Source organism: Rhodococcus mengyinensis (assembly GCF_048381435.1).
Lineage (GTDB): Bacteria > Actinomycetota > Actinomycetes > Mycobacteriales > Mycobacteriaceae > Rhodococcus_F > Rhodococcus_F opacus_D.
In genome coordinates this window covers 81,149-93,031 of the sequence record NZ_JBLWIT010000116.1, presented here as the reverse complement: position 1 = coordinate 93,031, position 11,883 = coordinate 81,149, and the positions used below count along the sequence as shown (strand labels likewise).

General features: G+C 66.2%; 9 protein-coding genes. All 9 read right to left on the bottom strand.

The window, feature by feature from the left end:
• Nucleotides 1-131: 131 nt before the first annotated feature.
• Nucleotides 132-2,174 carry a DNA topoisomerase (ATP-hydrolyzing) subunit B gene (gene gyrB / locus ACNJ7E_RS25900; protein ID WP_105416942.1) on the bottom strand — a complete coding sequence of 681 codons (2,043 nt, stop codon included), beginning with the start codon at nucleotides 2,172-2,174 and terminating at the stop codon, nucleotides 132-134.
• A gap of 197 nt (nucleotides 2,175-2,371) precedes the next feature.
• Nucleotides 2,372-3,310 (bottom strand): alpha/beta fold hydrolase, encoded by a 939-nt coding sequence (locus ACNJ7E_RS25895; RefSeq protein ID WP_418341267.1) that lies wholly within the window; start codon nucleotides 3,308-3,310, stop codon nucleotides 2,372-2,374.
• Between the two features lie 50 nt (nucleotides 3,311-3,360).
• Nucleotides 3,361-4,479, bottom strand: a complete 1,119-nt coding sequence (locus ACNJ7E_RS25890) for a PDR/VanB family oxidoreductase (RefSeq protein WP_105416938.1) — start codon at nucleotides 4,477-4,479, stop codon at nucleotides 3,361-3,363.
• Complete coding sequence (locus tag ACNJ7E_RS25885; RefSeq protein WP_280783065.1) at nucleotides 4,476-5,384, bottom strand: metal-dependent hydrolase; 909 nt, start codon at nucleotides 5,382-5,384, stop codon at nucleotides 4,476-4,478. Before ACNJ7E_RS25885 ends, ACNJ7E_RS25890 begins: the two co-directional genes overlap by 4 nt.
• A 125-nt stretch (nucleotides 5,385-5,509) precedes the next feature.
• Nucleotides 5,510-6,073 (bottom strand): DUF721 family protein, encoded by a 564-nt coding sequence (locus tag ACNJ7E_RS25880; RefSeq protein ID WP_005249104.1) that lies wholly within the window; start codon nucleotides 6,071-6,073, stop codon nucleotides 5,510-5,512.
• Nucleotides 6,063-7,295, bottom strand: a complete 1,233-nt coding sequence (gene recF / locus ACNJ7E_RS25875) for a DNA replication/repair protein RecF (protein ID WP_418341266.1) — start codon at nucleotides 7,293-7,295, stop codon at nucleotides 6,063-6,065. Before recF ends, ACNJ7E_RS25880 begins: the two co-directional genes overlap by 11 nt.
• Nucleotides 7,296-8,207, bottom strand: coding sequence for a phosphogluconate dehydrogenase (NAD(+)-dependent, decarboxylating) (gnd, locus tag ACNJ7E_RS25870; RefSeq protein ID WP_418341265.1), 912 nt, complete (start codon nucleotides 8,205-8,207; stop codon nucleotides 7,296-7,298).
• Between the two features lie 62 nt (nucleotides 8,208-8,269).
• The gene (gene dnaN / locus ACNJ7E_RS25865) at nucleotides 8,270-9,454 is read right to left on the bottom strand and encodes a DNA polymerase III subunit beta (protein ID WP_005249107.1); all 1,185 of its coding nucleotides are present in this window, start codon (nucleotides 9,452-9,454) and stop codon (nucleotides 8,270-8,272) included.
• Between the two features lie 650 nt (nucleotides 9,455-10,104).
• On the bottom strand, nucleotides 10,105-11,691 hold the full coding sequence (gene dnaA, locus ACNJ7E_RS25860; protein WP_011596259.1) for a chromosomal replication initiator protein DnaA: 1,587 nt from the start codon (nucleotides 11,689-11,691) through the stop codon (nucleotides 10,105-10,107).
• Nucleotides 11,692-11,883: the final 192 nt, after the last annotated feature.

The following is an 11,883-nucleotide window of genomic DNA, read 5'->3' as shown; positions in this document are numbered from 1 at the left end:
GAATCGCGGTTCACAGTCGAGGACGGATTTCTGCGCGACCCGGTCCCGCAACCGGCCCAGACGGGTGCAGCCACCGGGGTCTTCCGACCACCGGTGGCTGCATGACATCCGTAATCTCTTGTGCCGGATACCTAGACGTCGAGGAAGCGGACGTCCTTGGCGTTACGGGTGATGAAGCTTCGCCGGGCCTCGACGTCCTCACCCATGAGAACGCTGAACAGCTCGTCGGCTGCGGCTGCGTCGTCGAGCGTCACCAGACGCAGGACGCGCACCGTCGGATCCATCGTGGTCTCCCACAGTTCCTTGGCGTTCATCTCGCCGAGACCTTTGTAACGCTGGATGCCGTCGTCCTTGTTGATCTTCTTGCCGGACTCGAGGCCGGCCTTGACCAGGACGTCGCGCTCGCGGTCGGAGTACGCGAACTCCGGCTCGCTGCGCTGCCACTTCAACTTGTACAGCGGGGGCTGCGCCAGGTAGACGTGGCCGTGCTCGACGAGGGGCCGCATGAAGCGGAACAGCAGCGTGAGCAGCAGCGTTGCAATGTGCTGGCCGTCGACGTCGGCGTCGGCCATCAGCACGATCTTGTGGTACCGCAGCTTCGCGATGTCGAATTCGTCGTGGATGCCCGTGCCGAACGCGGTGATGATCGACTGGACTTCCGTGTTCTTCAGCACACGGTCGATGCGTGCCTTCTCGACGTTGATGATCTTTCCGCGCAGCGGCAGGATCGCCTGGTACATCGAGTCGCGGCCGGACTTGGCCGAGCCGCCTGCGGAGTCGCCCTCCACGATGTAGATCTCGGACTTGCTCGGATCGTTGGACCGGCAGTCGGCGAGCTTGCCCGGCAGGCCGCCGAGGTCGGTGGCGCTCTTGCGGCGCACCAGTTCGCGGGCCTTGCGGGCGGCGACGCGGGCCTGCGCCGACGACACCGCCTTGTTCACGATGGTCTTCGCGTCGGCCGGGTTCGCTTCGAACCAGTGCGACAGGTGCTCGTTGCTCGCCTTCTGGACGAATGACCGGACCTCGGTGTTACCGAGCTTCGTCTTCGTCTGACCCTCGAACTGCGGTTCACCAACCTTCACGGAGATGATCGCCGCGAGACCCTCACGGATGTCGTCACCCGTGAGCTTCGGGTCCTTCTCCTTGAGGAGCTTCTTGTCGAGCGCGTACTTGTTGACCGTCGCCGTCAGAGCGGAACGGAAGCCCTCTTCGTGGGTGCCACCCTCGTGCGTGTTGATGGTGTTCGCGAACGTGTGGACCGACTCCGAGTAGCCGGAGTTCCACTGCATCGCGATCTCGAGTTCGTGGCCGGTGCCCTTCGCGGTGAATCCGACGACGGAGTTGTGGATCGGCTGCTTCGTGCGGTTGATGTGCCGCACGTAGTCCTCGAGGCCGCCCGGGTAGTGGTAGACGCGGGTCTTCACCTTGTGCACGGCAGGCGCTTGCGCCTCGGCGGACTCGTCCTCGGCGGTCTTCGGCGCGTCGGCGACCTGGCTGACGACCTCTTCGGTGACCTCGGCGTCGCTGACGCGCTCGTCGGTGAGGGTGATCGTCAGGCCCTTGTTGAGGAAGGCCATCTCCTGGAGGCGGCGCGCGACCGTCTCGAAGCTGTAGACCGTGGTCTCGAAGATGTTCGGGTCGGCCCAGAACGTGACCGTGGTGCCCGTCTCCTTGGTGGCTTCGCCCTTGACGAGTTCGCCCGGCTTCGAGTCGGTGTACGTCTGGTTCCACTGGAAGCCGTCACGCTTGATGTCGACGTCGAGCCGGGTGGACAGCGCGTTGACGACGGAGATACCGACACCGTGCAGACCGCCGGACACGGCGTAGGAGTCGGAGTCGAACTTGCCGCCGGCGTGGAGCTGGGTGAGGACGACCTCGACGGTGGGGACACCGGAGGCGTGCATCCCGACGGGGATGCCTCGACCGTCGTCGACGACCTGGACGCCACCGTCTTCGAGCAGGGTGATCTCGACCTTGGTGGCATGGCCGGCCATGGCCTCGTCGACGGAGTTGTCGACGACTTCCCAGATCAAATGGTGGAGACCGCGTTCACCGGTGGAACCGATGTACATACCCGGTCGCTTACGAACAGCTTCGAGTCCCTCGAGGACGGTGATGGAAGAAGCGCCGTAGTCCTTGCTGGAGGTGCTTTTGTCTGACTTCTGGGCAGCCACGGGTGGGTAGCTCTCCTTCTCCGTCCAATGCCCGACGCAGGCGCCCACCGCCCTGGTCGGGCACGCGGGAGACGAGAATCGGGAATCTTGCCGCTAGTTACCTCGGCCATCTTACTGGTACGTCAGCGCCAGGAGCGGGCTATGACACCCCTGAGCGCCCCGTAGACGAATTTTCAGGGCGTCTCGGGAGTGAAAACCTAGGCAGAAGCGCTCTCGGACGGGCCGTCGGGGAGATCCGCCCACCGCCGGTCCTCGATGTCCAGCACGAACTCCGCGGCGAGTTGCGCGATGTCCTCGGCGTGCGAGATCGGCGACCAGTGCCCGGCGTCGACCTCTCGACGCCGCAGGTCGGGCGCCCATTTCTCGGTGTCCTCGTAGCCGACGGGCCGCACCGCCTTGTCGTTCTTGTTCAGGATCAGCTGGACGGGGACGTCGGTGTGCCGCTCGCGCGGCCTCAGCAGACTCGTCCGGATGTTGGCGCGGTACAGCTTGAGACCGTTCACCATGTCGTCCGCCAGCGTCGGCGCCGGATGCACCAGCGCGGGGTCGAGGCGGTCGAAGAACTTCAGGAACGCCGGCCAGTGCCGGGAGAACCACAGCCGCAGCGGCAGCGTCGCCAGCCCCGGGATCTGGAACAGCACGGTGTAGCCGGACGCGACGGCCTGCGCGAGCGGCCCGCCGAAGCTGCGGTCCGAGATGCGACGGCGCATCCACTTGCCGAGGTGATCGAGGTTGGGCCCGGAGACCGAGGTGAACGACGCGATCCGTGCGCGGGCTCCCGGTTCGCAGACCGCCTCCCACGCCTCCACCGATCCCCAGTCGTGGGCCAGCACGTGCACCGGCCGGCCCGGGCTGACGGCGTCGATCACCGCGAACAGGTCGCCGGCCAGGGCGGGCAGTCGGTAGTCCTCGACCCGGGTGGGCACGGTGCTCCGGCCTGCGCCGCGGCTGTCGTAGCTGACCACCCGGAACCGTTCCGTCAGGAACGGCACCACCCGGTTCCACAGGTCGTGGGTGTCGGGCCAGCCGTGCACCAGCACGATCGTCTCGCCGTCGGGGTTGCCCTCCTCGAACACGGCGAGTTCGACGGAACCGTTGGTGATCCGCCGGGCGGTACCGGATGTGGATGGAGTCATGGTGGGGTCCTCTGGTCGTGCGGGTTCGGGTACGGGATCGACGGTGGGAACTACAGATCGAGGACGAGACGGCCGCTGTCGGCGCGGGACACGCAGATCAGCATCTCGTTCTCCTGCTCGGCGTCGGTGAGCCGCGTCTCGCGGTGATCCGGGGTTCCGGACAGCACCTTCACCCGGCAGGTGCCGCAGAATCCCTGCTGGCACGAGTACCCCACTCCGGGCATCGTCTTCTTGATCACCGTCAGTGCGGATTCGTCGGCGGGGACGGTGAGCACCTCACCGGTGCTGAGAAGCTGCACTTCGAATTCGGTGCCGTCGAGCACCGGCGGTGCCCCGAAGCGTTCGAAATGCAATGCGGTGGCGGGGCTTCCGGGGAACGCGCGGCGTACCGACTCCAGCATCGGTGTCGGTCCGCAGCAGTAGACGGCGCCGCCCGGCGCGGCACGCTCCAGCAATTCCCCGGCGGTCGGCAGACCGAACTCGTCGTCGGGTCGGATGAAAACCCGTGACCGATCGAATGTTTCGATCTCGTCGAGGAAAGGCATCGACTCCCGCGACCGGCCGGAGTACACGAACTGCCAGTCCATTCCGAGGTCGCGCGCCGCCCGGACCATCGCCAGGATCGGCGTGATACCGATTCCGCCGGCGACGAAGAGCGCACTCCCCTCGCCGACGAAGGGAAACCCGTTGCGGGGCCCGCGCACCGTCACCGGGGTGCCGGGTTCGAGCGCGTGCATCTCGAGGGATCCCCCACCGCCCTCGGGGATCCGGCGGACGGCGACACTGTAGCCCGTGCGGTCGGACGGGTCCCCGCACAGCGAGTACTGACGTCGCAGCCCGGACGGAAGGTGGAAGTCGAGGTGCGAACCCGGCTGCCACGCAGGCAGTTCCGCACCGTCCTCGGCTTCGAACCGCAACTGGACGACGTTCTCGTCCCGTGCGACGACGTCGCGTTGGGAGACAACCAGTTTCATCGCCACGTCCGGGTTGTGACCGGCGACGCCCGGGTTGTATTCGTATGCGGTGAGAACGCGGAGGTACTTGGCGGCCACGGCCTCGGTGATCCGCATGGCGCGGTCGGGGCGCGGTCGCCCCTTGATGTCCGGGGGAGCGTCGTAGCGGGGCAGGCCCTGCCCGGTGAGCACCTCCCGCACCTGAGACAGCTTCATCGTTCGGCCGCCTGAGCCGCGGGCGAGGAGGCCAGGTACTTCACGGCCTGCGCCGTCGAACCCTCGTTGCTCGGGTGGTACGAACGCGTGAAGTACGTCGACATCCGCTTGCCGAGTTCCCGGGCCGTCGGGAGGGTGCCGCGCTTGCCTGCCGCGAAGAAATCGGTCAGGTGCGGCTTACGCCGGTGCTCCGACCACTGGGCGAGCTCCGGATCGTTGCGCATGAGGAAACGGGTGCCGCGCACCCACAGCCACACGATCACCGGGGTGACGATCACCTGGGTGCGGATCCGCCGGGACTCACGCTTGTCGAAGTACCGCATGACGTCGTATGCGACGGAGCGGTGCTCCACCTCCTCGGCGCCGTGCCAGCGCAGTAGATCGAGCATCGTCGGATGCATGCCGGAGCGGTCGAGTCCCTCGGCGTTGAGCACCCAGTCGCCGAGGAACGCGGTGATGTGCTCGATGGCGGCGATGACTGCCAGCCGCTCGATCAGGTAGTTCTTTTCGCGCAGACCGGTGAGCGGTCGCGGTCCGAGGATCTTGGAGAACGTCCATTCCATCTGCTCGGTGAAGGGTGTCGGGTCGAGACCCTTCTCCTTCAGGTGCACCAGGACGCCGGTGTGGGCGTTGGCGTGCATCGCCTCCTGGCCGATGAACCCGACGACGTCGTCGCGGAGCTGCTCGTCCTCGATCAGCGGCAGTGCCTCTTTGAACGTCTCGACGAACCACTCCTCGCCCGCGGGCAGGAGGAGGTGCAGGACGTTGAGGACGTGCGTGCTGAACGGGTCGCCCGGGATCCAGTGCATGGGGAGGTTCGACCAGTCGAACTCCACGTTCCTGGCCTGCAACAGGATGTGGTCCGGTTCGGGGATCGCGTTCCGGGGTGCAGTCGGGGCGGACATCTCGTTACTCCTTCGTGCCGGCGGCTGCGCCACGACGGAGGCCTGTGGCACAGTTCACTCGAAAACCTGGAGTAACTGTAACACCGGGTAATAGACAAAACCAGGAACCGAACGTCCGCTCCGGCCTATCCGTACGTGTCCCGGGGCCCACGCCCCCGGATGTGCCGTTCCCCTTTTCGCCAGCTCGGAGCGGTCGGACCGGTGATCCGCAACGACTTCACGACGCCGTCGCCGACGGCCGCGGCGATCTTCGCGAGAATCTGCGACTGCATCATCCGAAGCTGCGTCGCCCAGGCCGTCGACTCCGCGGAGACGCTCAGGATCCCGTCCCGCAGCCCCGTCGGTTCGGCGTGCGCGGCGATGTCCTCACCGACCACCTGCACCCACCGACCGAGGACCGTCCCCTCGGACACCTTGGGCGACCAGCCGCGCTGTTTCGCGATCGCGTTGGTCAGAGCACCGAACGGCTGCGGATCGCGGTCGTCCGGTCCCGGACCCGACCATCCGCGTCGACGCCGGGCGCGCAGGGCCCGGACACCGGTTCCGGATCGGCGGCCCTGACCGACGGATTTTCCGCTCGCCTTCGCCGCGGCACGCGCCTCCTCGAGGGCGCGGCGGGCGAGGTCGATTCCCTTCACCTCCGGTTCGGGGGCCGCAGCCGGTGCGGTGGGTTCGAGATCATCCGTCACTGCGGTCCTCCGGCTCTTCCACGATGTGCGATATCCGCCCTCGATCGGTGTCGCTGGCCTCCACACCGAATCGGACGGCGTCGAGTTCCTCCGGAACATCTTCCGGCACGGCGGCTGTGATCAGGACCTGTTCCGCGTCCAACGCGACCTTGGCGAGTGCGCGCCGTCGACGACGGTCGAGTTCGGCAAACACGTCGTCGAGCATGAGGACGGGATCGCTGCCGTCCGAGCGCAGCAGGGCGAATCCCGCCAGCCGCAACGAGAGCGCGAACGACCACGACTCACCGTGACTCGCGAATCCCTTCGCCGGGGTGTCGCCGAGGTGCAGTTCGAGATCGTCACGATGCGGTCCGACGAGACACACACCCCGCTCGATTTCCTTGGAGCGCATCACGGACAGCTCCTGAAGGAATCGCTCCTCGAGAAACGCGATGTCACCCGCCTCGGGCACTCGAGCCGGTTCGGTGAACTCCGGTGGCAGCGAGGAGCCCAGACTCGAGCGGTAGCGGATGCTCGCGGGCCTCGATTCCGGCGCCAGCGATTGGTACGACTCGGCCAGGTGGGGAGCGAGATCGTGGACGAGGTGGAGCCGCCCGGCGAGCAGCTCTGCGCCGTGTGCGGCGAGATGTCCGTCCCAGACCTCCAGCGTGGCAAGGGCACTCGCGCCGTCTTCGCTCGGGCGGCCGCTGCCGCGGGACACCCGTCGCAACGCGCCGCCCGCGGTCTTGAGCAGCGCCGACCGCTGCCGCAGCACCCGGTCGTAGTCGGCGCGCACCGCCGCCATCCGCGGAATACGGGCCGTGAGGAGTTCGTCGAGGTAGCGTCGCCGATCCCCCGGGTCACCGCGGACCAGCGACAGATCCTCCGGCGCAAACAGCACCGTCTGCAGAATCCCGAGAATCTCTCGCGGCCGCCGGGTGGGTGACTGGTTGATTCGTGCCCGGTTGGACTTGCCCTCGTTCAACTCGAGATCGACGGTCAATTCCCGGCCGGCGTTGACGACGGTCGCCCCGGCGAACGCCTGACCGGTACCCGTCCGGATCAGCGGGGCGTCCGAGCTGACCCGATGAGACGACAGGGTCGACAGGTAGCCGAGCGCCTCGAGCACGTTCGTCTTGCCGTGACCGTTGGGTCCGACGAAGACGGTGCAGCCCGGACGCAGGGTGAGACCGAGAGCGTCCCAGGAACGGAAGTCTCTGAGCGAGAGTGCGCGAACGAACACCTACGTTCCAGAACCGGCTTCTGCCTCGCCTGCCGCGTTCTTCACGGCGTGACCACCGAACTGGTTGCGCAGCGCCGAGACGGCCTTCATCGCGGGGGAATCGTCCTGACGGGACGCGAACCGCGCGAACAACGCGGCCGAGATCACCGGTGCGGGCACGGCATGGTCGATCGCCTCGAGTACGGTCCAACGACCCTCACCGGAATCTTCTGTGTAACCGGAGATCTCGGCGAAATCGGGATCCTCACCCAATGCCTTGACGAGCAGCTCCAGCAGCCACGACCGGACCACTGTGCCCTTGGTCCACGCGCGCAGCACACCGTGGACGTCCGTGACGAGGTCTTCCGCCTCGAGCAGCTCGTAGCCCTCGGCGTACGCCTGCATCAGCCCGTATTCGATGCCGTTGTGGATCATCTTCGCGTAGTGGCCTGCACCGACCGGGCCGGCGTGGACGAAGCCGTCCGCGCGCTCACCCTCGGGGCGCAGAGCGTCGAAGATGGGCAGCGCCCGCTCGACGTCCGCCTCCGATCCGCCGACCATCAGGCCGTAGCCGTTCTCGAGTCCCCAGATTCCGCCGGACACACCGCAGTCGAGGTAGCCGATGCCGCGGGAACCCAGCAGCTCACCGTGGACTTTGTCGTCGGTGTACCTCGAGTTGCCGCCGTCGATCACCAGGTCGCCGGTCTCGAGCACCGACGACAGCTCGGTCACCGTGTCCTGGGTGATCTTTCCCGCCGGAACCATCACCCACACGACTCGGGGAGACTCGAGTCGTGTCGCGAGTTCCGCGAGCGACGCCACATCCGTGACCTCGGGGCGGGGGTCGTAACCGACCACCTCGTGCCCGTGCGCGCGCAACCGCTCGCGCATGTTGAATCCCATCTTTCCGAGCCCGACCAACCCGATCTGCATCGTGATCTCCGTCCACTCGTGAGATTTCGTTCGGCAGTGCTGGTTTCGCTTCCGCGAAACCGTCAGCCCGGGAGACGCACCGGCATCAGCAGGTACGTGTACGCGCTCTCCGGCGCCGCGAAGTTGCCGGAATCGTCGGGCTCGATCTCGTCCTCGGTGGCCGGGCGCAGCACGGCGGGGCGGCTGGGGGTCGTGAAACCGAACAGCACCTGCTCGCTGTGCAGCGAGGACAGTCCGTCGATCAGGTAGCCGGGGTTGAAGGCGATCGTGAGCGGCTCACCCTGGAAGACCGCGTTCAAGCCTTCCTCTGCGCGACCCGCATCGTCGCCACCCGCGGAGAGGAGAAGTCCCTCGGTGGAGAACTGCAGGCGGACCTGCGCGCCGCGCTCGGCGACGAGGGCAACACGCTTGATCGCCTCGACGAGCGGAGCGATTTCGACGGTGGCCAGTGCCGTGTGCTCGGACGGCAGCAGCTGCCGGAACTTCGGGAACTCGGCGTCCAGCAACCGGGTGGTGGTGCGGCGGCCGTCGTTGACGATGCCGAGGAGCCCGTCGTTGCCGACCGCGGAACCCGAACCGAGCGCCAGCTCGACCGGCGAAGTGGCATCTCCTGCAAGCGTTTTCGCCGATTCGGAGAGCGTCTTTGCGGGGATGAGGACGGCTGCGGTGGTGTCGGGGTTCGCCGGCGACCACTCGAGTTCACGGACTGCGAGACGGAACCGGTCGGTGGCGGCGAGCACGATCGCGTTGCGTTCGATCTCGACGCGGATGCCGGTCAGCATCGGCAGGGTGTCGTCCTTGCCCGCCGCGACAGCCACCTGACTGATCGCTTCGGAGAACACGTCGGCGGGAATCGAGCCGGTCTGCTGCGGCAGCTGCGGAAGCTGCGGATAGTCCTCGACCGGCATGGTGGGCAGGGAGAACTTGGCGCTTCCGCACGTGATCAGCACGCGGGTGCCTTCGAGGGTCACGTCGACCGGCTTGTTGGGAAGCGACTTCGTGATGTCGGCGAGAAGCTTGCCGGAGACGAGGACCTGGCCGGCGCTTCCGACCTCGGCTGCGACCCTGACCTGGGCCGATACCTCGTAGTCGAATCCGGAAACCGTCAACCCTTGCTCGGTCGCGTCCAGGAGAACGCCGCCGAGAACGGGGACAGGAGGCCGCGACGGCAGACTGCGAGCGACCCATGCCACTGAATCAGCGAATTCTTCCCGGGAGACACGAAACTTCAGGCTTCCAAGCTCCATCGCCGGGTTGTTCCTCTCGGTAGGCACGGTTGTTCGCCACGGTCGGGCCGTGACCACAGCACTGCAGTCTTTCACAGAGCGGCGATGCATAACCGTATGCCCTCGAGGACGAAGTTGAAAGCGGAACCGTCGCGTCCTCGAGTCGCCGACCGAGGCCTGTGAACCGACGCTGTCCCCAACCCTGTTTTCAAAGAGGTTTTTATAAGAATTAATGAGAAGTACTATTAGGTCCTGTGGAATCTGTGGACGAAGGCGTGTAGCCGCTGGTCCGTCCGCGTCGTCGTGTGGGGAATTCTCGAGGACAAACTCGAGGACCAATCCGGCACCCATGTGGACTACTCGAGGTTGTTCAAAGTTCTGCACGTTCTGTCCACAGAGATTCCACCTCATCCCCACACTTATCCACAGGTGTGCATGCTTTATCCCAGGTCCCGGCGTCGGCGTGTTGCATCGGCGTGTCGTGTCGGCGGGGGTTCGCGCAAGCCTCGAGTAGACCCTCGAGCGGTGCCTCGAGGACCCGCTCGAGCCAAACCTCGAGGACCGGCTCGAGGAGCCCCTCGAGTTGCCCGCGAGACTGCGGTTCCCCGCGAAACGACCTGTGCCCCCGGTAGGCGAGCTACCAGGGGCACAGGGGAGGCAGGTGTCGGTGACTACCTCTTGGAGCGCTGCTTGATCCGGGCGGTCAGCTCCTGGACCTGGTCGTAGACCTTCCGCCGCTCCGTCATCTCCTTGCGAATCTTCTTGTCCGCGTACATGACGGTGGTGTGGTCGCGGCCGAAAGTCTGCCCGATCTTCGGCAGGGACAGATCGGTGAGCTCGCGGCACAGGTACATGGAGATCTGGCGGGCGGACGCCAGCGGACGTGCCTTACCGGGGCCACAGAGGTCGTCGATGGACATGTTGAAGTACTCCGCGGTGACCGCCATGATCGTCGCCGCATTGATCTCGAGACTCGACGAGTCCGGCATCAGGTCGCGCAGCACCACCTCGGCGAGCGTGAGGTCCAGGGGTTGCCTGTTCAGGGACGCAAACGCCGTCACACGAATGAGGGCACCCTCGAGTTCCCGGATGTTGCGTTCGATCCGGGAGGCGATCAACTCGAGGACGTCGTCGGGCACCTCGAGCCGGTCCATTCGGGCCTTTTTGCTGAGGATCGCGATGCGGGTCTCGAGTTCGGGCGGCTGAACGTCGGTGATCAGGCCCCATTCGAACCTGGTACGCAGTCGTTCCTCGAGTGTCGCCAGCTGCTTCGGCGGCCGGTCGGACGAGACGACGATCTGCTTGTTCGCGTTGTGCAGGGTGTTGAAGGTGTGGAAGAACTCCTCCTGGATACCTTCCTTGCCCTCGATGAACTGGATGTCGTCGACCAGCAGCACGTCGGTCTCGCGGTAGCGGCGCTTGAACGCCACCTTGCGGTCGTCGCGGAGGCTGTTGATGAAGTCGTTGGTGAATTCCTCGGTGGAGACGTACTTCACCCGCATCCCCGGGAACAGCCGCTGGGCGTAGTGGCCGGCGGCGTGCAGGAGGTGCGTCTTGCCGAGGCCGGACGCTCCCCACACGAACAACGGGTTGTACGCGCGTGCCGGCGCCTCGGCGATGGCGACCGCCGCGGCGTGGGCGAATCGGTTGGACGAGCCGATCACGAAGGTGTCGAATGTGTACTTCGCGTTGAGGCTGTTCCCCCCGGTCGCCGACGGTGCCGGGCCGGACGGGGGCTTCGTGAAGTACGACGGCCAGGATTCGTGGACGCTGGCGAGGGCCTCGCGGTCGTCGTCGACTTCCTCGAAGTCCGTCGTGTCGGAGTAGGGCTGATCCTCTCCGGAACCGAACCGGCGCCTGCGAAACGATCCGGAACTGGTGACGGAGGGCTCGAGGTGGCGAGGCGTGTGGAGAGGTTCCGGCTCGGGCCGGTGGTCCCGGCTCGGCGGATCGGATTCGGGCTCGTCGTCGACCGGGGCCGCGATACGCACACCGAGGCCTTCGACCTGCTCACCGAGATGCCGGCCGAGGGCGTGGAGGATCGGTTCACGGAGATCCCGTTCGATCGCCTCCTGCGCGAAGGGCGACGGAACGGACAGGAGCGCGAAGCCCTGTGCGAGCGTCAGGGGTTTGACGAGCGCCAACCACGCCTTCTGTCCCCTCGTCAGCGGCGGCAGATCGCCGCCGGGCGAATCGGATGTGAGGTCTGCGACGACGTCGATCCAGATCCGTGCGAGCGCATTCGGATCGTCGTTCACGTGGTTCCTCCCCAGTGTGTTCGCGGACTCGGCGCCAGCGGTGCCGAGTCGAGTGTCGGTGCCGTCGTCGAGGTGGAATCGGTAACTTCCCCGACCTGAGGATGGACCCCGTACGGACCTACGAATATGCCATCTGAACTGTGTTTCCACACAATTATCCACAGATGTGGACAAAGTGCAGATGCCCCCTGT

Bases quoted from the DNA above. Each gene is read 5' to 3' on its own strand.
- gnd (WP_418341265.1), bottom strand. From the start codon at position 8,207: ATGCAGATCGGGTTGGTCGGGCTCGGAAAGATGGGATTCAACATGCGC.
- dnaN (WP_005249107.1), bottom strand. From the start codon at position 9,454: ATGGAGCTTGGAAGCCTGAAGTTTCGTGTCTCCCGGGAAGAATTCGCT.
- ACNJ7E_RS25885 (WP_280783065.1), bottom strand. From the start codon at position 5,384: ATGTCCGCCCCGACTGCACCCCGGAACGCGATCCCCGAACCGGACCAC.
- ACNJ7E_RS25890 (WP_105416938.1), bottom strand. From the start codon at position 4,479: ATGAAGCTGTCTCAGGTGCGGGAGGTGCTCACCGGGCAGGGCCTGCCC.
- ACNJ7E_RS25895 (WP_418341267.1), bottom strand. From the start codon at position 3,310: ATGACTCCATCCACATCCGGTACCGCCCGGCGGATCACCAACGGTTCC.